The following is an 18,735-nucleotide window of genomic DNA, read 5'->3' as shown; positions in this document are numbered from 1 at the left end:
CGTGGCCGTGATGGGTGCGTGTTCCCGGAGCATATTAGGCACGCTGGAGTTCGACGGTGACGACCGTACCCTGCGGATCGTTGTCGGCGAGGCGGACCTCACCGCCGAACCGTTCGACCAGTTGGTCGACGAGATACAGGCCGAGGCCGCTGCCCGAACTCTCCAGTCCCTGTTCTCCCTGATCGAACACGGCGTCCTTTCGCGCATCGGAGATGCCGGGGCCGTTGTCGGCGATGTGGACGCACACCCGGTCCGGACCGACATCGACGGAGACGGCGATACGTATCTCGTCGGCGTCGTTGTGGAAGACGGCGTTGTCGAACAGGTTGGTGAACACCGAGGAGAGCAGCGAGGTGGCCAGCACGTCGACCTCGGGGATCGAGTCGTCGATCCGAACGTCGAGCGCGTCGGACCGGTACTCGAAGTTCGACCGGACGCGCTGGAGTTCCGTCGTGAGGACGTCGTGGAGGTCGACGGGTTCGAGCGTCGGATCGTCGGTGCTGACGATCGTCGCGAGGTCGCGGACTGCCTCGGTGAGTTCGAGCGTGTGAGTCGCCGCAGCCATGATGCGATTGAGCGCCTCCGTATGCTCGGCCGAGAGGTCGTCGCGGAGGTACGAGCCCCACCCGCGAATGACCGTCGCGTCGTTGCGGATGTCGTGGCGAACGATCTGATTCAGGAGGGCGTACTGATCGCGCTCGTCGCCGAGTGCCGCCTCCGTCTCCTTGCGGTCGGTGATGTCCTGCTGGAACCCGACCCAGTTCGTGACGGTCCCACGAGCGTTGCGAAGGGGTGCGATGGTCACCGCGTTCCAGAACTCCTCGCCGCCCTTGCGCTCGTTGCGGAGTTCGACGGTCGTCGCGTCGTTGTTGTCGAGTGCCACTCCGAACTGGGAGATGGCGGCGGGATCGGTTGCCTCGCTCTGCAGGAATCGGCAGTTGCGCCCGAGAACTGCCATCACGTCGTAGCCGGTGATCCGCTCGAACGCCGCGTTCGCGTAGATGAGGGGGTTGTCCGGGACGGTGTAATCGGAGATGGTGATGCCGACCGGCGCCTCGTCCATGGCGCGTTCCTTGAGTTGTGTCTGGGCCCAGTTCGACGGCGTCCAGTCCGCCACGCTCAGGCTCGCGTACCACGTTTCGTCGTAGACGAAGGGTTCGATCCGGAGCCGGTGTGTCCGGTCGTCGTCGCTCGCGTGATACGGAAGCGTCAGCGTGATGGCGAGCGTCTCGGTCGTGGTGGGGTCCGTCGGCGGCGGCCCGTCGTAGGTGTCGGCGAGCGTCCGGAGGTAGTTGATCGCCGTCCTGTCGACCGTCGCGTCGACACCGGCGTCGTCGAGAAAGCGATCCCAGGCGGTGTTGGACGCGACGGGGGTCCGGTGTTCGTCGATGACGGCGACGCCAGTGGACAGCGATTCGAGCGTTCGAGTAGTGAGTGCGTCCGACATATGTTTGCGGTGGGCGACCCGTCACCGGGCACGGCGCATCGGCGACGGATCGGATGCAGCGCGAGGTGCGAGGGGCCGCGAATCGGCTGCAAGCTTCGGCTTCGGGGGAGCGCACATACTGTGTCGACTCTTGGCGCAACGCCGTATAACCCTGTCTAACAAAATATCAGGTGTGAAAACCACCGGCGACGGGCCGATAATATAAGACCGAGCCGATTGAATGGCGAGCCGTGACGCTACTGGTTCCATTCGACGGGTCGGCGCTCGCGGAGGCGGCCCTGCGGCGTGCCCGGGAGTTCGCCAGCTACCGGGACGAGGGGGTCGTCGCGCTGACCGTCGTCCCCGAGGACGAGTCGTTCGCCGAGGAGCGCGGCTGGATCGAGCCCGGCGAGCCGTACGATCCCGACGAGGTCTGCACGGAGTTCGAACTACGGGTCGCGGAGATCGACGACGACGTGCGCTTCCGGTGTGAGCATCCGCCGCCGAGCGAGCATCCGACGGCCACGACCATCGACAACGTGACCCAGACGATCCGGCAGGTCGCCGCGGAACTCGATGTCTCCATCATCTTCGTCGGGAGCGAGAACGCCGGCCGCGTCTCGATGCCCGTGACGAGCGTGGGCGGCCCGCTCTCGACGGACGCGAAATACGACGTGCACATCGTGCGGCGGGTCGACTGATACGAATTATTGTAACTGTTTACCGGCGGTTCGCCGGACTATCTCGGCGAACCGCCGGTAATGACTTATAATAAACCGTACGGGAGGTCAGTCCGCGTCGGCCAGTCGGTTGAGCGCGTAGATAGTGCGGAGCATCTCGCCCGAGTCGCCGCGGGCGAAGACGAGGTCGTCGGTCGCCCGTACGTGGTCGAGTACGTCCGGGGAGGCGTGCGCCGGCGCGGCGGCGATGCCGGCGTCGTTGTCCGTGGCCCACTCCATCACCCGGAGGTCGCTCTTGCTGTCGCCCATCACGAGCGCGAACGGGTCGTCGACGCCGAGGACGGCCAGCGCGGCTTCGACGCCCAGCACCTTGTTGAGTTCGCGACTGCCGACCTCGGCCGCGTCGGCCTCGTAGTAGGCCACGTCGATGCGCTCGAACAGCGCCGTGATCGCCGGCGGAACGGCCGCGGCGTCCACGGCCGGGTCCGCGTCGCGGGCGGCGAGCACCCCGCGTATTTCGGGGTCCTCGGCGGCGTAGTACGCCCTCGCCCGGCCGCTCGCGTCGGGGTCGACGCCGGCGACGCCCCCGACCACGTCGTCGAGCAGGTCGAGCAGATAGACGAGTGCCTCCTCGACGACGGCGTGGGCCTCGTCGCTTCCCGTCTCGAAGTTCGGCTTGAGCGTGACGTTGAACTCGTTGCCCTGGAGGTGACAGCCCCGGCGCAGGGAGTCGGGGGCCTCCGAGAGCACTCGGGACCGAAGGGTCCGGAACGTCGTCCCGATGTCCGGGTCCAGATCCTCGTAGAGGAGCTGTTTGGTCTCGGCGCCGTGGCCGGGGGTGAACACGCCCGTGCCGGCCTCGTAGACGACACTCACCGTCCCCGAGTGGACGAGTTCGTTGCCGAGCCCCTGGATGAGAAAGCCCTTGACGTTCTCCAAGGTCTGGCCGGTACAGATGACGATGGGAACGCCCGCCTCGTGAAACCGGGTGAGGAGGTGGAGCGTATCGCGCGGAATCTCGTTGTCGGTCCGACCGGCCGAGCGGAGCGTCTCGTCGACGTCGAGAACGAGCACGTTGACCCGGCGGCCGTACGTCGAGTAGAGGTCGAGGCCGGTAAAGGCCTGATCGCGGGTCGCGAGGCTCGCCAGCGTGGCGAACGCGTCACCCGTCCGGGGGAACGCGGACCGAATCTCCGCTTTCAGCGCGTCGAGTTCTTCGCTGGCGGTTTGCCAGTGTTCGAGGGCGACCGGCGAGTCGACCGGCGGGAACAGGTCGACGAACTCCTGATACGTCCGCAGTTGCTCGGTGTCGAACTCCTCGTACAGCCGGTACAGCAGGTCGTAGCGTTCCATTTGTCTCCGGTGGGGGCGATATAGCGCGGTCAGCGTCCTAAGCCGTTCGGAGCGTATATTTACTTAGAAATCAGTAAATATTTTTCGACAGGGCGCGAACGGCAGTGTATGAGGGCAATCGGTATCGGGGCCGACGGTGGCGGGCCGCGGCTGTTGGACGTACCGCGGCCCGAGCCGAAGCCGGGCGAGGTGCTGGTCCGGACGCTCCGGGTCGGTGTCGACGGGACCGACCACGAGGTGGTCGCCGGCGCACACGGCGGGCCGCCCCCGGATGCGGAACACCTCGTCCTCGGCCACGAGGCGGTCGGCGTCGTCGTCGACCCCACCACGACGGACTTCGAGGCCGGCGATGTCGTGGCGCCGATGGTCCGGCGACCGCCGCCCGACGGGACGAACGAGTATTTCGAGCGCGCCGAACCGGACATGGCGCCGCCGGACGAATGCGTCGAGTGCGGCATCGACGGCGCCCACGGGTTCATGAGCGAATACTTCACCAGCCCGGCGCCGTACCTGATCCCCGTCCCCGAGACGCACGCGGAGTGGGGGTTTCTGGTCGAACCCATCAGCGTCTCGGAGAAGGCACTCGACCTGGCCAGTGTGTCCCGGTCGTCGTTCACCTGGACGCCGGAGACGGCGCTGGTCCTCGGAAACGGGCCGCTCGGACTGGTGACCGTGGCGATGCTCGTCCCGGATCTCGACGTCTACTGTCTGGGACGGCGCGACCGCCCCGATCCGAGCGTCGATCTGGTCGAGAATCTCGGTGCGACGTACGTCGACGGCCGCGAGACGCCGGTCGACGCGGTGGCGAGCGTCCACGAGCCGATGGATCTCGTCTACGAGGCCACCGGCTACGCGAAACACGCCGTCGACTGTGTCGACGCCCTCGCTCCCAACGGCGTCGCGGCGCTGCTCGGGGTGCCGCAGTCCTGGGAGTTCAGCATCGATGGCGGGCAGTTCCACCGGGAACTGGTCATGACGAACAAGGCGCTGGTGGGCAGCGTCAACGCCGGCCCGAGCCACTTCCACGCGGCCGTCGACCGCCTCGCCTCGCTGCCCGAGTGGTTTTTCGACGACTACGTGACCGAGGTGGCGCCGGTCGAGTCGTTCGAGGCGGCGTTCGACCCCGACGCGACGATGAAGACCGCGGTGGAGTTCGGGACGCAGTCAGTGACCCACGGCTAAAGCCGTGGGCGTCCTCCTTGCTTCTGTGTGAGCACGCTCGACCCCACCGTTGCCGAGGCTCTTTACGCGTTAGGGCTGTGGGTGGAGATATGACCGACGACGACCTCCAACGGACGCTCGCTGCGGTGGGGTCCCGGTTCGACTTCGGCGAGTACGAAATCGAGGCGTACGTGACGGTGCTCGAACACGGGCGGCTCACGGCGTCGGCGATCGCGGACGAGACCGACATCCCGCAGCCACGCGTCTACGACACGGTCCGGAGCCTCGCCGAACACGGGGTCGTCGAGATTCACGAATCCCGGCCGATGCAGGTGGTGGCGATCGATCCGGAGGAGGCGTTCGGCGAGGTACGGACCACACTCGACGATCTGGTCACGGCCCTCGAACGGCGGTACACCGCCCCGAGTAGGGGGGCGGAGGCCGTCTCGCTCATCAAATCCCGGCGGACGATCCTCCGCTATCTCGAGGACGTCATCACGAGCGCCGAGTACGAACTGCTGCTGTCGCTGACGCCGGATCTGCTCGCCCGGTTCGAGGACGACCTGGCCGACCGGCACGCCGAGGGTGTGAGTATCGACCTCCTGCTCGCGCCGGCGGCGGAGATACCCGACGCCGACGAGTACGACTACACGACGGTGGCGTCGGCCGTCCGCTCCCGACGTGGGCGCACGACGCCCGTGGCCGCCGTCGCCGACGGCGAGTACTCCATCTACGCCGCGCGTGAGGCCGTGACCGACGGGGCGGAACGGTACGGCGTCACGTTCAACCGCTCCGAACTGGGCTTTCTCGTCTCGGGGTTTCTGAACACGGTCGTCTGGGCGTCGGCGACGACGCTCGTCGAGCGGCCCGACACCCGCCCGTATCCGCGGCGCTACGCCTCCATCCGCCGCTGTGTGCAGGAACTCGACGACAGCGACGGGGCGCTGTACGTGACCGTCCGTGGCCGCGACGTCGAGACCGGCGAGCCCCGGACCGTCGAGGGCGAACTCGTCGACGTGGCCGTCGGCGTCGATCGGGTGACCGCCTCGCTCACGCTGCGGACCGAGGACGGTGAGGTCGATATCGGCGGCCAGGCCGCCGCGTTCGAGGACGTCGAGGCGGCCGAAATCGTCGTCGACGACGAGCCGCCGGGGTGACCGAACACGCCAGACGGCTCAGCGTCCGCGTCCCGTCGGGAGCCGTGCCACCGGGTTCCCCCACCCGGCGAGCACGCAGCCGAGCAGACAGCCGTAGGTGACCAGCCCCCACGCGGCCGCGCCGAGGAGCCACGGGGCCCGCGGGACGACCACGGCGGCGGCGACGAGGACGCCCACCGCGCCGGCGACGGGGACGCCGCGGCGCTCCCACCCGGCCGCGAGCGTCGGCGAGGCGAGAAACGCCCACTCGATCCCGAGGGCGCCGACGACGCCGGTCACGACGGCGAGCGGTCGGACGAACGGCGCGACGCCGACGCGCGTCCCGACGCCGACGAGGCCGACGAGGGTGGCGAGCGCGAGGAGTCCGTCTCGACGAACGTCGGCCATACGCGTCGCAGGCGCCGAGCGGACAAAGGCGTCACGGCGGCCGGAATCAGCGCTGAAAATTCGGCCAACGTGTATAAGAGAGCCGTGTCCGTACGACGGCCGAATGGAGGCCAGTGCCTACCGGGAGGAGATCTACGACATCTTCGCCGGCACCGACGCGGACGTCGATATCACTGCCCGCTCGACAAGTCGTACTGTCGGCGGACGATCGAGATGGAGGGAACGCTCGCAGTGCAGGACGCCGCCGCGTCGTCGGCGGTCGCCGACGCCCTCGCAGCCTACCGACAGACGATGGACGGGGAGACGGTCGAGAACCTCGAACTGGACTTCACCGACGCGGCTGGTGACCGAGTCGTCATCGCGGTCAACGCCACGCCGATCCGGGACGGCGACCGGGTGGTCGGGGTGCAGGGTGTCGGTCGCGACGTGACCGATCGGAAGGAGCGCGAACGCGAACTCCGCCGGAAGACTCGCGCGATGGACGAGGCGCAGGTCGGCATCTCGATGGCCGACGCGGACGGCGACCTGCCGCTCGTCTACGTCAACAAGGGGTTCGAACGAATCACCGGCTACGACGCCGAGGAGATGCTGGGCCGGAACTGCCGGTTCCTCCAGGGGGAGGCGACCGACCCCGAGACCGTCGACCGGTTGCGGGATCGCATCGACGCCGGGGAGTCCGCGGCGGCCGAACTGCTCAACTACCGCGCCGACGGATCGCCGTTCTGAAACCAGGTGCGGCTCGACCCCGTCGAGGACGACGACGGCGACCTCACCCACTATCTGGACTTTCAGACCGACGTGACCGAGCGCAAGCGGAGCGAACAGCTCGTCCGGCTGCTCAACCGCGTCCTCCGGCACAACCTCCGCAACGACCTGAACGTCCTGCTCGGGGTGGGAACCCACCTCCAGTCCGGATCGGTGACGGGGGACGTGAGCGAACTTGGCGAGCGGATCGAGCGGACCGCGAACCGACTGCTGGAGACGAGCGAACGGGCCCGGGAACTGGAACGGACCGCGAGCCGCGACGGCTCGACCCGGCCGCCCTGTTCGACGCCGCGACGGCGGACCTCCCGGCGGGCGCGACCGTCGACGCCGACGTTCGGACCGAGCGGGGGATCTGTGCCGGCCCCGAACTCGAACGGGCGCTGGCGGAACTCGTGGGGAACGCGGTGGCGCACAACCCCGACGACGAGCCGCGGGTGGAACTCGATGCGAGCGACGACGGCGAGTGGGTCGAACTCGTCGTCAGGGACGACGGACCGGGCATCGACGAGATGGAGGCCGCGGCCATCGACGCGGGGACGGAGACGGCGCTGGTCCACTGCTCCGGGCTGGGGCTGTGGCTGGTCAACTGGATCGTGACGCGGTACGGCGGCTCGTTCGCGATTCGTCCACGCGAGGACGCCGCGGGTTCGGTCGCGGCGATCAGGCTCCCCGGCATCGACGCCGAAACGCCGGTCGAGGCCGTCGCGCGACGGCCGACCGTCCTCTTTCGCTAGCTGCCCGGGACGCGACTGCCGGCCGCGAGGTGAAGCGAGTACGCGATCAGCGAGAGACCGAGCAGTTGGAGGGCGCGGACGAACAGGCGAAACACGCCTTGGAACCGGAGCGTGACGACGTGGAAGGCGATGAGCCCCTGCCCGACGACCGCGAGCAGGTACGTCACGCCGAAGAGGATGATCATGCCGACGGCGAGATACCGCATCGCGGGTTCGTCGTTGCGGCGGAGGCCGCGGTAGGCCTGATAGCCGATGTAGAGGCCGACGAGGGCGGAGCCGGTCGCCACGGCGCCGGCGAGGGCGTCGACGGCGGAGCCGAGAGCGACCATCTCAGAACTTCCCCCAGAGGCGCGTGAGTTCGTCGGCCACGTCCCTGTTCGCCCGGTCGACGGTCCAGTCGACCGCGCCGTCGACGACGCGGAGTTCGAAGCGTTCCAGCGTCGCCACGTAGACGGTGTCGTGGTGGCCGTCGCTCCGGGGGCGCGTCCGCTCGTCGAGCAGGTCGGCGTCGACGAGGCGGTCGACCCGGCGGTAGACGGCGGAGGTGGAGACCCCACAGCGGTCGCTCAGCGCCGCCGCCGACAGCGGCTCCGCGCTCGTCGCCGCGAGGATCGTCCGGACGTGTTCGTCGTCGAGGAGGTCGACGAGCGTCGCGAGGTCAGGGTCGTCGGCCACCGAGTCATCAGTCATGCGACCGAGAAATAAATCGCCCGCCCACCTCGACGGGGCGGGCGGCGTCGCCGACTGGCGGGCGGTGCGGACGGTCACGACGACCCCTCCAGGGGCACCGCGAAGACGGGTCGGTCACTCGATCCGGGACCGTAGAGCAGGTCGAGGCGAGTCGCCGGACGGGACTCCGTGGCCGCGAACGGGTCCTCGGCGTCGCGGTCGATGGCGTCGAACGGGATGGCCTCGACCGTCGGCGTCTCGGGGAGGGTGACGGGCACCCGATCCTCGGGCGCGAGCGTCTCGGCGTCCGTCGGAAGCGGGCGTGGCTCCGGGAAGACGAGCCAGTCGTCCGGAGTGTCGGCGTCGAACTGGTAGCCGAGAGCGGCAGTCGGGACGTGATCGCCCGCCTCGTGGCGAAGCGTCACGGTTCCCGCGGCCGCGTCGCGGTCGTACCCCCACGTCACCTGCGGCGGGTAGGGCGGGGTGATGTCGGCGGGGTCGACGCCCTCACCGGGCGGGATTCGTCCCTCGACGACCACGAGACGGCCGTCGATGCGGAAGTCGGAGTTCTCGACTTCCCGGGTCAACACGGTGCCGTCGACCGCGCGGTCCCGGAGTTCGGCTTCCGGTGGCGTGCGCCCGTCGGGATAGAGAAACGTCATGACGTGATAGGCCGTCGAGCCGTCGAACCGGAACCCCTCGCATTTCTGCCAGTAGCGGTCGTCGGTGGGCGGGATGTACTCGACCATCCGGCTCTCGCCGACGGTGTCGATGAGACGGGCAACGCCGGCGTCGGCCGCGTGGTAGCGCTCGATGCGACCGGCCCAGGCATCGATCAGGGCCGCGACAGCCGGGGTGTCGTGGACGCGCTCGCTCGACCGGACGATGGTCCCGTCGCGGACGGCGACCCGTCTCGACACGTCGTCGCGTTCGAACAGGTCGTAGTCGCCGCGTGATCCAGTCGCGGCGTAGCCGCTTTGGGTGAGCGTCGTGGCGACGGCCGCGGCGTCGAACGACCCGCCGAGCACCGTCCCGAACGGAGTGTGGAGGAGGGCGTCGTAGTTCGCGTAGCCGACGCCGAAGTGATCGAGGGAAGCCAGGAGTCGCTTGCGCGGCGTCGTGAATCGGACGGGCGCGGGGTAGTCGAGGGCGCCGGGACGGCGGAACAGGTAGGCGTACTGCTCGGCGTCGACGCCGTCGACGGCGGCCGGGGCGGGGAGCCAGCGTCGATACCGCGGGGGGTCCGCGTCGGGCACGTCGATGCGTCCGAACCGCTGGGCGGCGCCGAGCGGGGGGAGGGCCGAAGCGCAACCGGTAGTCGCGGCCGCGACGCCCGTCGCGAGGGCGCCGACGCCGCGCCGGAGGAAGGCGCGGCGTGTGGGGGACGCGTCGTCAGCGGGGGTGTTGGGGACCATCGCGTCGAGCCGTACACACGCCTTGGGTATTACTCCCCGTGACGGGCCGTGCTGGCGCGTGAAGCATCGAAGCGTTTATGTATCGGATCGGAGCCACCCCGACCCCGAACCACCGATCGACCGACGAAGCGGCCACGGCGGCCATCACGTCCCCGGACAGCGACCGTCACTGTCCGGACTGCGGACCCTCGCTGACGACCCACGGACGTGTCTACGGGGTGGCAGACTACTGGCGACGGCACCCGGAGCGCTCGTTTTAGGGGCGCCTAATTTTCGAAAGGGCTTCGTGTATTTAGGCTGGCCTAAATTCTATGAGTGACGAAACGGACGGGAGCGAGCACCGACACGTCGGGAGGACGTGGCCAATGGCGGCGCAGTCGTCGGTAGCGGACCGACCGCCGGCTGGACGGGGGGGGGACGCAGTCGGACACGGTCACGATGACACCGGTTGGCGACGAACCGCGGTTCGACCGGGAACGGGCCGTGACCACCGTCGTGGGGGGACGATAGGATGCGGGCACGCGAGTGGGCAATCGTCGGCACCACCTGTGATCCGGCGGCGTATGGGATTCCGGAACTCCGAGGTGGCGAGTTCATCGCGACGACGGCGGCGGTATCGCCTTCGCCGCCGACGGCGACGACGAACCGTTCATTCTCGCGGAGTCGCCGGTTCGTGTCCGTCGCTGAGACGGGTTATTGTAAGTCAGTACCGGCGGTTCGCCGGACCGTCCCGGAGAGTCACCGGTAGACAGTTACACGAATCCGTACGACGGCGCCTCGCGGCTCACTCCAGCTGGTGGTAGTCGAGTTCGTACCCCGCGTCGAGGGCGTCGCGAACCGCCGGGCTCGGCTCGTCGACGGGCGCCGTCGAGAGCGCCATCGTGCCGAACGTCCCGCGTTCGACGACGACGTTCCGCCGCCAGTCGGGATCGGTCTCGGGGTGGTCCGGGCGGTGGTGGGCGCCCCTCGATTCCGGCCGTTCGGCCGCGCTTCGGAGGATCGCCTCGGCGACCGTCAGCCCGAACTGGAGGTTGAGCGCGAACTCGAACGAGCGGTCCGTGCAGTCGGCCACGTCGAGGCCCGTCGCCCGCTCGCGAAGCGTGGCGAGGGCGTCGAGGCCGGCAGTCAGGCCCGCTTCGTCCCGGTGGATGCCGGCGTGGTCCCAGAGGGTCGCCCGGAGGTCGTCGAGCAGGGCGTCGGGGCGGATCGATCCCGTACTCCCGGCGAGGGACGCAAGGTCGGCGAAGTGACGACCGGCGGCGTCGTGAAGCGCCGACGGATCTGCGCCGCTGCCGGCGGACCAATCGGCCAGCCGCGCCGCGATGGCGTCGCCGGTCACCTGCCCGTACGCGATGGTCTCCGCGAGCGAGTTGCCGCCGAGGCGGTTCGCGCCGTGGACGCCCGCCATCGTCTCGCCGATGGCGTAGAGGCCGTCGACGGTCGTCTCGCCCGCGTCGTCGACGACGACTCCGCCCATCCCGTAGTGGGCAGTGGGCGCGACTTCCACCGGCTCCGTCGCCATGTCGACGCCGAGGTCGGCGAACCGCTCGTACATCCGGGGGAGGCGCTCGCGGATGAACTCGGGGTCGCGATGCGAGATGTCGAGGAGGACGCCGCCGTGTTCCGTGCCGCGGCCGGCCGCGATCTCCTCGTCGATGGCGCGGGCCACCACGTCGCGGGCGTCCAGTTCCATCTGGTCGGGCGAGTACCGCTCCATGAACCGCTCGCCCTGTGCGTTGTAGAGGTGCCCGCCCTCGCCGCGGACGGCCTCGGTGACGAGGCGGCCGTCCCACTCCTCGCCGTAGCGGGCGCCGACCATGCCCGTCGGGTGGAACTGGACGAACTCCATATCCATCAGACGAGCGCCGGCGTCGTAGGCGAGGGCGGGGCCGTCGCCCGTGTTCTCGTCGTCGCGCGAGGAGTGGCGGCGGTAGAGGCTGGTGTACCCGCCCGCGGCGAGAACGACGGCGTCGGCGTCGAACAGCAGGAAGTCGCCGGTGTCGAGGTCGGTGGCGGCGGCGCCGAGGACCCGGTCCCCGCCGTCGTCCGTGAGCAGTTTCGAGACGAAGACGTTCTCGCGGTAGGGAATCGACAGGGATTGCGCCCGCTCGACGAGCGTATCGAGCAGGGACTCGCCGGTGTGGTCGCCGGCGAAGGCGGTGCGGCGGAACGACTGCGCGCCGAAGTACCGCTGGTCGATGTCGCCCTCGTCGGTCCGGCTAAAGGCCATCCCCCAGTCGTCGAGTTCGCGGAGGAGGGCGGGCATCCGCCGGGTCACCGCTTCGACTTTCGCGGGGTCGTTGAGGTGGTGGCCCTCGTTGAGCGTGTCGGCGGCGTGGATCGTCCAGTCGTCCTCGGGGTCGTGGGTGCCGAGGGCGCCGTTGATCCCGCCGCGCGCCCACGTCGTGTGGGCGTCGCCGTGGCTCCGCTTGCCCACGACGAGGATATCCTCCGGGTCGAGACCCTGCTCGACCAGTTGGATAGCCGTCCGGGCGCCGGCCGCGCCGGCGCCGACGATCAGTACGCGGACGGGGATCGTCTCGTAGTCGACCGAACGTGACTCGTCGTTCGTCGGTCGGGAGGAACTGGTCATACATCATGTAGGGGAGAGGGCGCCATAGCCCCCGCGACGCCGCCGCTGGCGGTGGTCGGGCGTCCGGTTCGGGGACCGATTTCGTGACGAATCGGGGAATCGGCGGGTCGGAGCGTTACCCTCTTTTGACGACGTATCGCCGGATGGCGACGGCGACGACGACACCGTAGACGAGGGCGGGGCCGAATCCGACGGCCGCGGCGAGCATCGTCGGATCGGTCCCGGGAAGCACGGGGTACGCCGCCGGCAGGAGGAGGCGGATGGAGCCGACGATGATCCCGAATCCGACCGCGACGACCACCAGGACGCCGACGACTGCGAACGCCATCGACGAGCCGTCGCGGCGAATCTTCGAGGCGAGGTCGGTCATAGCGGCGGTGCGATGGCGGGAGCGGTCGAGCGGCGACTCTCGGCGTCGTCGAGCCGCGTCGGGGTCGGCGGCGACATATCCGGCAGTGGAGCCGGAAGCTGTTAGCTCTACCGCCCGGTCGACGGCAGTGTCCGCGTCGAAGTCGATAACGAGGGGGCTATACAGGCCGACGCCGAACGTCTCCGGAGCGATGGAGCGATTGTCGGCATCGACGAGTAGAACGATCATCGCCGTCACCGGACTCGCACTCGCGGCGGTCCACCTCCAGTCGGCCGTCCGTTTGCGGTCGTCGCCGAGGTTGGTGTTGATCGAGGCGGTCGTTCCCCTGGTGCTCGCGCTGGCCGTGGCGGGTGTCGGGGGCGCCCTCCGAGAGGATCGGCTCGCCCCCCGGAGTCGGCCGACAGGGTGCTCGGCTGGGCGGTCGTCGGGACGCTGTCGCTGAGCGTCGCGGTCGGGTGGCTGTTCGTCGACGCCGGCGTCCGGGGCTGGAGCGTCCCCGTCCCGATGCGGACGGTGCTCAACGCCGCCACGCTGGGGGCGCTCGTCGGCCTCGTGGTCGGCGTTTACGACGCCCGCGCCCGGAGCCAGCGGGAGCGCGCGGAGCAGTTGACCCGCATCAACGACACGCTCCGCATCGCGACCCGGGAGATCGTGAACGCGACCGAACGGGCCGAACTGGAAGCGGTGGTCTGTCGACGACTGACCGACTCCGACATCTACGACGGGGCGTGGATCGGCCGGTACGAACCGGGCGACGAGGCCGTCACCCCGGCGGCGTGGGCGGGCCACGACGACGAATACTTCGCCCCGCTGGAGATAGACGTCGACCCGGACGATCCGAACGGCGGCGGGCCGGGAAGCGAGGCGATCCGGACGGGCGAGATCCAGCCGATCCAGGACGTGTTCGCGGAGCCGACGCTGGCACCGTGGTACGGGATGCTGTCCCAGAAAGGCGTCGAGTCGCTGGCGGTGGTCCCGCTCGTCGGGCCGGATCGCGTCTACGGCTTCCTCAGCGTCTACGCCAACCGCGCGAACGTGTTCGGGACGCGGGAGTGCGAGGCGCTCTCCGAACTCGGCGAGAGCATCGGCCACGCCCTCGACTCGATGGCGGCCCGCGACCGACTCGCCCATCGCGACCGCGAACTCGCCAGACAGAACGGGCGCCTCGACGAGTTCGCGAGCGTCGTCTCCCACGACCTGCGCAACCCGCTGAACGTCGCGGAGGGGAACCTCGAACTCGCGCGGATGGCCGTCGAGGACGAGCACTTGGATCGGGTGGCGGACGCCCTCGATCGGATGCACGAACTGATCGAGGACCTCCTCACGTTGGCTCGCTCCGGCCGGACGGTGGACGACGTGCGGCCAGTCGACCTCCGCTCGGTCGCCGAACGCGCGTGGGCGACGACCGACACCGAGGGCGCGCGACTGGTGTTCGACGGCGATCCGGGAACCGTCCGGGCCGACGAGAGCCGGCTCACACAGGTGTTCGAGAACCTGTTTCGGAACTGTGTGGAACATGGCTCCACTGACAGCCGGCCGGGGGCCGAGGCCGGCGCCGTGACGATCACCGTCGGCGGCACCGAATCGGGGTTCTACGTCGCCGACGACGGCCCCGGCATCCCCGAGTCGATACGCGAGGACGTGTTCGAGCCGGGGTACACCACGGCAGCCGACGGCACGGGATTCGGCCTCGACATCGTCCGAACCATCGCGGCGGCACACGGCTGGCGCGTCGCCGTGGTCGAGGGAACGACGGGTGGCGCCCGCTTCGAGTTCACGACGGCCGACGCCGGGGCGACGTACGGGACGGCCTGATCCGGCGTCGGCAGTGCCGCCCGATCGGTGACTGCCGGCACACGGGAGACGACTGTGCCCGATTGCCGGGACAACGGTTTACCGTCGGCGGTGCGTAGCTCGGGTCGATATGACAGCAGACCGTGTCGTCGAGCTTCTCCGGAAAGCGTACGGCGACGAGATTGAGACGGTGATGAACTACCAGACGAACGCCATCGTCCTCGACGGGGTGCGGGCCGAGGAGATCAAAGAGAGCCTCCAGCAAGACATCCAGGAGGAACTGACTCACGCCGAACAGCTGGGGCAACGTCTCAAACAACTGGACGCGCGCCCGCCGGGGTCGGCCGACTTCGTCGCCCGGCAGGACTCCCTGCAGCCGCCCGCGGACTCGACGGACGTGCTCTCGGTCATCCGGGGCGTCCTCGACGCGGAGGAAGGCGCCATCGAGACGTACCGCGCGCTCATCGACGCGGCGGAGGCGGCGAACGACCCGGTGACCGAGGACCTCGCAGTGACCATCCTCGCGGACGAGGAGGCCCACCGCACCGAGTTCCGCGGGTTCGAGAAGGAGTATCGGACCGAGTAGCGACCTCTCGAGCCGTGGAAGCGTTACGACGGCACGATGACCGCTCGCCCCTCGATGTCGCCGTGTTCGAGGCGTTCGGCGACGGTGTTGATGTCGTCTAAGTCGTAGCGGGAGGTCCGGAGTTCCACGTCGCCACGGTCGACCAGCGCAACGAGTTCCTGCAGTTCGGTGTAGCGGCCGACGAGCGTACCGCGGTAGGCGAACTCGCCGTTGACGAGCGCCTGCGACGGTTCGTGGATGTGGCCGCCGTAGCCGACGATGTGGTGGTCGCCGCCGGCGGCCGTAATCGACGGCGCGTAGCCAGTCGTCACGTCGGCGCCGACGAAGTCGATGATCTGCTGGGCGCCGACGCCGTCGGTGATCGACGCGATTTCGTCGGCCACGTCGACGCTCGACGGGTCGACGGTGTGATGAGCGCCGAGGTCGGTCGCGAGGTCCCGGGCCGCCGGTTTGATGTCGAGGGCGGTGATCTCGGCGGCGCTCATGGCGTCGAGACACTGGAGGCCGATGTGGCCGAGACCGCCGACGCCGATGACGACGGCGTGGTCGCCGGGGTCGAGTTCGTCCACGGCCTTCTTGACCGCGTGGTACGCCGTGATCCCCGCGTCGGCGTGGGGCGCGATGTCCGCGGGGTCGACGCCGCCGGGAAGAGGAATCACCGCCCGCTCGTTCGTGTGGAGATACTCCGCGAACCCGCCGTCGGTGGTCAGCCCCGGGAACTGGGCGTTCTCGCAGTACATATCCTCGCCCAGCCGACAGGGCCGACAGGTACCACAGGTCATGTGCGGGTGACAGATCACCCGGTCGCCAGCGTCGACGATGTCGACGTTCTCGCCCACCTCGACGACGGTCCCCGCGTTTTCGTGGCCGAGCGTCATCGGGAGCGGTTGGGGGGCGTACTCCTCCCACATCCCCTCGATTATGTGGTTGTCGGTCTGACACCAGCCGGCGCCCTCGACCTCGACGATCACGTCGTCGGGACCGTCGGCGGCCGGTCGGTCCACCTCGTCGATGGAGAGTGCGTCGCCCATCTCCTCCGTGTACGCGTGCAGTCGTGCCGCGAGCATGTGTGAGCCGTCCATCCCGGCCGACAAAAGCGTTGCTCCGGCGACAAACACGAACGACCATAATAGTTATTTGTGCACATTCCTCACGGACGGTCGTACCATGTACGAGTACGAGGGCGAGGACGTGTTCGTCATCGACTCGCATCTCCACCTGTGGGATGCGACCGAGGAGAACATCGTCCACGAGGGCGGCGAGCAGTTCATCCAGTGTTTCTACGACTACCACACCGCGTTTACGCCGGAAGAGAAGCAGTGGTCGCTGGAGGAGTACCGGAAGTACGGCGCCGATCGGATGAAAGAGGACCTGTTCGGGTCGGCCGCGGTGGATATGGGCATCTTCCAGCCCACGTATCTCACCGACTTCTACGACGAGGGGTTCAACACGACCGAGGACAACGCCGAACTCGCCGAGGAGTATCCCGAGCGGTTCGTCCTCAACGGCACGTTCGACCCGCGTGATGGCGAGGAAGGGCTGGCGTATCTGGAGGAGCTGAACGACAAGTACGACCTGCAGGGGGTGAAACTCTACACGGCGGAGTGGCGCGGGGAGTCGAAAGGCTGGCGTCTCGACAGCGAGGAGTCGTTCAGGTTCCTCGAGAAGTGCGCGGAACTCGGCATCCGGAACATCCACCCGCACAAGGGACCGACGATCCGGCCGCTCAACCGCGACGCCTTCGACGTGGCGGACGTCGACGACGCCGCCACCTCCTTCCCCGAACTCAACTTCGTCGTCGAACACGTCGGCCTGCCCCGCCTCGACGACTTCTGCTGGATCGCCGCCCAGGAGCCGAACGTCTACGGCGGCCTCGCCGTCGCGGCGCCGATGGCCGTCCACCGCCCCCGGAAGTTCGGCGAGATCATGGGCGAACTCCTCTTCTGGCTGGGCGAGGACCGCCTGCTCTTTGGCTCCGACTACGCGCTCTGGAACCCCGACTGGCTGGTCGACGTGGTGATGAACGCCGAGTTGACCGAGGAGCAACGCGACGAGTACGGCGTCGAACTCGATCTGGAGACGAAAAAGAAGATCATGGGCGAGAACGCCGCCGAACTCTACGACATCGACATCGAGGCCAAAAAAGAACAGTTCAAATCCGACGACGTGACCGAGGAGTTCGGCCTCGCCGACCACTACGCCGGGTCGAGCGCGGCGCCGGCGGACGACTGATGTCGACCGACTCGTTCGACCCCGACGAGGGCGTGACCGAGACGCAGGTCCGCGAACGCCTCGACCGGGTCACCGACCCCGAACTCGACACCTCCATCGTCGAACTGGAGTACATCGATGCGGTTCGGATCGACGGGGGCGAGGTGCGGGTGGCGATGACGCTCCCGACGGCGTGGTGTTCGCCCGCCTTCGCGTGGATGATGACGACCGACGCCCGTGACGAGGTGGAGTCGTTGCCGGGCGTCGAACGCGCGCGGATCGAACTCCGCGAGCACATGCACGAGGCGGAGATCACTCGTGGCGTCAACGAGCGCCTCTCGTTCGGGGAGGCGTTTCCCGACGCCGACGGGAGCGTCGACCCCGTTCGCGCCGAACTCGACGAGAAGGCGCGGATCGCCCGCCAACACGACGCAACTGGGGCGCTCCTCGACGCCGGCCTCGACGGCGACCAGATCGTCACCCTGACCCGCGAGGACGTGACGGTCGAGGACGGCCGCGCCCACGTCTGGTGTCGAGCGGGCGGCCTCGCCGTCGTCGTCGAGGCCGACCCGCTGGAGCGATATCTGGAGAAGGCGCGGGCGACCGGCCGCCTCGACGACGACCACCCCGAACTGTTCCGGACGCCGGAGGGCGACCCCATCGACCCCGCGCAGTTCGAGACGGTGCGCCACCGGACCCGGCTGGCCGGCGTCAACATGAGCGGGCAGGGGTCGGTCTGTGACGCGCTCCACGAGTCGCGACGCGCCGAGGACCGGCCGCCGCTGTCGATGCGGTCGGACTAGAACAGCCCCTTGGGTCCCGGCGGTGGCCCGCTCGGCCCGCCGTCGCGTTCGCCGTCGCTCTCGTCGTCGGGTTCGCCGTGTCCCGGTTTCGCCAGCCCGTAGCGACCGCGCGCCGAGAAGTCCCGCGGGTCCCAGCCACACTCGGGACAGGCGCCCTCGTCGTAGTCGAAGTCGACGCCGCAGCCGAGACACTCGTTTTCCGCGCCCATCAGTCCCGCTCCCCGAGGCCGGGGCGGCCGAGTCCGTACCGACCACTCTGACGCCACGTCTCGGGTCGCCACCCGCAGTTCGGGCAGGCGTCGTGTCGGTAGTCGAACGATTCGCTACACCGTTGACAGTCGGCCGTCATTCCCATGTGACGTGGTATCGTGACCCGATACGTAAAGATGTCGCCCGTCTCGGCGACGGAACACGTATACCGCGCTCGGGCGAACGGCGACTATGGCGGCCCAACCGGTCTTCGAGGTGTACGAGGACAGGGGCGAGGAGTGGCGGTGGCGGCTCGTCGCGTCGAACGGCAACATCGTCGCGGACAGCGCGGAGGGGTACGTGTCGAAACAGGGGGCGAAACGCGGCATCCAGTGTGTCAAACGGATCGCCCCCGACGCCGAGGTGACGGAGGGATAACGGC

At 68.8% G+C, this 18,735-nt stretch carries 21 protein-coding genes; 10 read left to right on the top strand and 11 right to left on the bottom strand.

Annotation, left to right across the window (positions count from 1 at the left end):
* Window positions 1–34: 34 nt before the first annotated feature.
* Window positions 35–1,447 (bottom strand): ATP-binding protein, encoded by a 1,413-nt coding sequence (locus HALNA_RS04465; protein WP_049935185.1) that lies wholly within the window; start codon window positions 1,445–1,447, stop codon window positions 35–37.
* A gap of 230 nt (window positions 1,448–1,677) precedes the next feature.
* Here HALNA_RS04465 and HALNA_RS04460 point away from each other — a divergent pair, with 230 nt between their 5' ends.
* Window positions 1,678–2,127: a universal stress protein gene (locus HALNA_RS04460; RefSeq protein ID WP_049935184.1), complete on the top strand. Its 450-nt coding sequence runs from the start codon at window positions 1,678–1,680 to the stop codon at window positions 2,125–2,127.
* Window positions 2,128–2,214: 87 nt separating this feature from the next.
* On the opposite strand, the gene HALNA_RS04455 is transcribed toward HALNA_RS04460, so the two are convergent.
* Window positions 2,215–3,459 carry an HAD family hydrolase gene (locus tag HALNA_RS04455; protein ID WP_049935183.1) on the bottom strand — a complete coding sequence of 415 codons (1,245 nt, stop codon included), beginning with the start codon at window positions 3,457–3,459 and terminating at the stop codon, window positions 2,215–2,217.
* A 108-nt stretch (window positions 3,460–3,567) separates the two neighbouring features.
* Here HALNA_RS04455 and HALNA_RS04450 point away from each other — a divergent pair, with 108 nt between their 5' ends.
* Window positions 3,568–4,641 carry a glucose 1-dehydrogenase gene (locus tag HALNA_RS04450; protein WP_049935182.1) on the top strand — a complete coding sequence of 358 codons (1,074 nt, stop codon included), beginning with the start codon at window positions 3,568–3,570 and terminating at the stop codon, window positions 4,639–4,641.
* 89 nt (window positions 4,642–4,730) lie between these two features.
* Window positions 4,731–5,777 carry an HTH-type sugar sensing transcriptional regulator TrmB gene (trmB, locus tag HALNA_RS04445; RefSeq protein ID WP_049935181.1) on the top strand — a complete coding sequence of 349 codons (1,047 nt, stop codon included), beginning with the start codon at window positions 4,731–4,733 and terminating at the stop codon, window positions 5,775–5,777.
* 18 nt (window positions 5,778–5,795) lie between these two features.
* Here trmB and HALNA_RS04440 read toward each other — a convergent pair whose 3' ends face one another.
* Entirely contained in the window at window positions 5,796–6,164 is a 369-nt protein-coding gene (locus HALNA_RS04440; protein ID WP_049935180.1) for a hypothetical protein, read from the bottom strand.
* A 213-nt stretch (window positions 6,165–6,377) separates the two neighbouring features.
* Here HALNA_RS04440 and HALNA_RS21055 point away from each other — a divergent pair, with 213 nt between their 5' ends.
* Both HALNA_RS21055 and HALNA_RS21050 read left to right on the top strand, forming a co-directional pair.
* Window positions 6,378–6,890 (top strand): PAS domain-containing protein, encoded by a 513-nt coding sequence (locus HALNA_RS21055; protein ID WP_049935179.1) that lies wholly within the window; start codon window positions 6,378–6,380, stop codon window positions 6,888–6,890.
* Window positions 6,891–7,321: 431 nt separating this feature from the next.
* Entirely contained in the window at window positions 7,322–7,663 is a 342-nt protein-coding gene (locus HALNA_RS21050; protein WP_049935178.1) for an ATP-binding protein, read from the top strand.
* On the opposite strand, the gene HALNA_RS04425 is transcribed toward HALNA_RS21050, so the two are convergent.
* The 5 genes from HALNA_RS04425 to HALNA_RS04405 form a co-directional block, all read right to left on the bottom strand.
* Complete coding sequence (locus tag HALNA_RS04425; RefSeq protein ID WP_049935177.1) at window positions 7,660–7,992, bottom strand: DUF7521 family protein; 333 nt, start codon at window positions 7,990–7,992, stop codon at window positions 7,660–7,662. The genes HALNA_RS21050 and HALNA_RS04425 overlap by 4 nt on opposite strands.
* A gap of 1 nt (window position 7,993) precedes the next feature.
* Window positions 7,994–8,353, bottom strand: a complete 360-nt coding sequence (locus tag HALNA_RS04420; RefSeq protein WP_049935175.1) for a helix-turn-helix domain-containing protein — start codon at window positions 8,351–8,353, stop codon at window positions 7,994–7,996.
* A 74-nt stretch (window positions 8,354–8,427) separates the two neighbouring features.
* On the bottom strand, window positions 8,428–9,747 hold the full coding sequence (locus HALNA_RS04415; RefSeq protein WP_049935174.1) for a hypothetical protein: 1,320 nt from the start codon (window positions 9,745–9,747) through the stop codon (window positions 8,428–8,430).
* Between the two features lie 784 nt (window positions 9,748–10,531).
* On the bottom strand, window positions 10,532–12,340 hold the full coding sequence (locus tag HALNA_RS04410) for an L-aspartate oxidase (RefSeq protein ID WP_049935172.1): 1,809 nt from the start codon (window positions 12,338–12,340) through the stop codon (window positions 10,532–10,534).
* 115 nt (window positions 12,341–12,455) lie between these two features.
* Complete coding sequence (locus HALNA_RS04405; protein ID WP_157573442.1) at window positions 12,456–12,938, bottom strand: hypothetical protein; 483 nt, start codon at window positions 12,936–12,938, stop codon at window positions 12,456–12,458.
* 177 nt (window positions 12,939–13,115) lie between these two features.
* Here HALNA_RS04405 and HALNA_RS21575 point away from each other — a divergent pair, with 177 nt between their 5' ends.
* Together HALNA_RS21575 and HALNA_RS04395 are read left to right on the top strand one after the other, a co-directional pair.
* Window positions 13,116–14,525, top strand: coding sequence for a receiver/sensor box histidine kinase (locus HALNA_RS21575; protein WP_049935170.1), 1,410 nt, complete (start codon window positions 13,116–13,118; stop codon window positions 14,523–14,525).
* 109 nt (window positions 14,526–14,634) lie between these two features.
* Complete coding sequence (locus HALNA_RS04395) at window positions 14,635–15,090, top strand: ferritin-like domain-containing protein (RefSeq protein WP_049935169.1); 456 nt, start codon at window positions 14,635–14,637, stop codon at window positions 15,088–15,090.
* A 23-nt stretch (window positions 15,091–15,113) separates the two neighbouring features.
* On the opposite strand, the gene HALNA_RS04390 is transcribed toward HALNA_RS04395, so the two are convergent.
* A complete protein-coding gene (locus tag HALNA_RS04390; protein WP_049937959.1) occupies window positions 15,114–16,157 on the bottom strand; it encodes an NAD(P)-dependent alcohol dehydrogenase in 1,044 nt (347 codons plus the stop codon).
* Between the two features lie 100 nt (window positions 16,158–16,257).
* Between HALNA_RS04390 and HALNA_RS04385 the strand changes: the two genes are divergently transcribed.
* Window positions 16,258–17,322, top strand: a complete 1,065-nt coding sequence (locus HALNA_RS04385; RefSeq protein ID WP_049935168.1) for an amidohydrolase family protein — start codon at window positions 16,258–16,260, stop codon at window positions 17,320–17,322.
* Window positions 17,322–18,104, top strand: a complete 783-nt coding sequence (locus tag HALNA_RS04380) for an iron-sulfur cluster assembly protein (RefSeq protein WP_049935167.1) — start codon at window positions 17,322–17,324, stop codon at window positions 18,102–18,104. The genes HALNA_RS04385 and HALNA_RS04380 overlap by 1 nt, the downstream gene beginning before the upstream one ends.
* Here HALNA_RS04380 and HALNA_RS04375 read toward each other — a convergent pair.
* Together HALNA_RS04375 and HALNA_RS19800 are read right to left on the bottom strand one after the other, a co-directional pair.
* The gene (locus HALNA_RS04375; RefSeq protein WP_049935166.1) at window positions 18,101–18,313 is read right to left on the bottom strand and encodes a hypothetical protein; all 213 of its coding nucleotides are present in this window, start codon (window positions 18,311–18,313) and stop codon (window positions 18,101–18,103) included. The genes HALNA_RS04380 and HALNA_RS04375 overlap by 4 nt on opposite strands.
* The gene (locus tag HALNA_RS19800) at window positions 18,313–18,459 is read right to left on the bottom strand and encodes a hypothetical protein (protein ID WP_157573441.1); all 147 of its coding nucleotides are present in this window, start codon (window positions 18,457–18,459) and stop codon (window positions 18,313–18,315) included. Before HALNA_RS19800 ends, HALNA_RS04375 begins: the two co-directional genes overlap by 1 nt.
* An 86-nt stretch (window positions 18,460–18,545) precedes the next feature.
* On the opposite strand from HALNA_RS19800, the gene HALNA_RS04370 reads away from it, so the two are divergent.
* The gene (locus HALNA_RS04370) at window positions 18,546–18,731 is read left to right on the top strand and encodes an HVO_2922 family protein (RefSeq protein WP_049935165.1); all 186 of its coding nucleotides are present in this window, start codon (window positions 18,546–18,548) and stop codon (window positions 18,729–18,731) included.
* The last annotated feature ends 4 nt before the right edge of the window (window positions 18,732–18,735 follow it).

The sequence above is a fragment of the Haloplanus natans DSM 17983 genome, assembly GCF_000427685.1.
GTDB lineage: Archaea > Halobacteriota > Halobacteria > Halobacteriales > Haloferacaceae > Haloplanus > Haloplanus natans.
This window is presented reverse-complemented; position numbering and strand designations above follow the sequence as displayed.

Coding starts and splice junctions, on each gene's coding strand:
- HALNA_RS04420 (WP_049935175.1), bottom strand. CDS start 8,353: ATGACTGATGACTCGGTGGCCGACGACCCTGACCTCGCGACGCTCGTC.
- HALNA_RS04405 (WP_157573442.1), bottom strand. CDS start 12,938: ATGATCGTTCTACTCGTCGATGCCGACAATCGCTCCATCGCTCCGGAG.
- HALNA_RS04380 (WP_049935167.1), top strand. CDS start 17,322: ATGTCGACCGACTCGTTCGACCCCGACGAGGGCGTGACCGAGACGCAG.
- HALNA_RS04440 (WP_049935180.1), bottom strand. CDS start 6,164: ATGGCCGACGTTCGTCGAGACGGACTCCTCGCGCTCGCCACCCTCGTC.
- HALNA_RS04410 (WP_049935172.1), bottom strand. CDS start 12,340: ATGACCAGTTCCTCCCGACCGACGAACGACGAGTCACGTTCGGTCGAC.
- HALNA_RS04455 (WP_049935183.1), bottom strand. CDS start 3,459: ATGGAACGCTACGACCTGCTGTACCGGCTGTACGAGGAGTTCGACACC.
- HALNA_RS04465 (WP_049935185.1), bottom strand. CDS start 1,447: ATGTCGGACGCACTCACTACTCGAACGCTCGAATCGCTGTCCACTGGC.
- HALNA_RS19800 (WP_157573441.1), bottom strand. CDS start 18,459: ATGGGAATGACGGCCGACTGTCAACGGTGTAGCGAATCGTTCGACTAC.
- HALNA_RS04425 (WP_049935177.1), bottom strand. CDS start 7,992: ATGGTCGCTCTCGGCTCCGCCGTCGACGCCCTCGCCGGCGCCGTGGCG.
- HALNA_RS04450 (WP_049935182.1), top strand. CDS start 3,568: ATGAGGGCAATCGGTATCGGGGCCGACGGTGGCGGGCCGCGGCTGTTG.
- HALNA_RS04375 (WP_049935166.1), bottom strand. CDS start 18,313: ATGGGCGCGGAAAACGAGTGTCTCGGCTGCGGCGTCGACTTCGACTAC.
- HALNA_RS04390 (WP_049937959.1), bottom strand. CDS start 16,157: ATGCTCGCGGCACGACTGCACGCGTACACGGAGGAGATGGGCGACGCA.
- HALNA_RS21055 (WP_049935179.1), top strand. CDS start 6,378: ATGGAGGGAACGCTCGCAGTGCAGGACGCCGCCGCGTCGTCGGCGGTC.
- HALNA_RS04395 (WP_049935169.1), top strand. CDS start 14,635: ATGACAGCAGACCGTGTCGTCGAGCTTCTCCGGAAAGCGTACGGCGAC.
- HALNA_RS04370 (WP_049935165.1), top strand. CDS start 18,546: ATGGCGGCCCAACCGGTCTTCGAGGTGTACGAGGACAGGGGCGAGGAG.
- HALNA_RS04415 (WP_049935174.1), bottom strand. CDS start 9,747: ATGGTCCCCAACACCCCCGCTGACGACGCGTCCCCCACACGCCGCGCC.
- trmB (WP_049935181.1), top strand. CDS start 4,731: ATGACCGACGACGACCTCCAACGGACGCTCGCTGCGGTGGGGTCCCGG.
- HALNA_RS04385 (WP_049935168.1), top strand. CDS start 16,258: ATGTACGAGTACGAGGGCGAGGACGTGTTCGTCATCGACTCGCATCTC.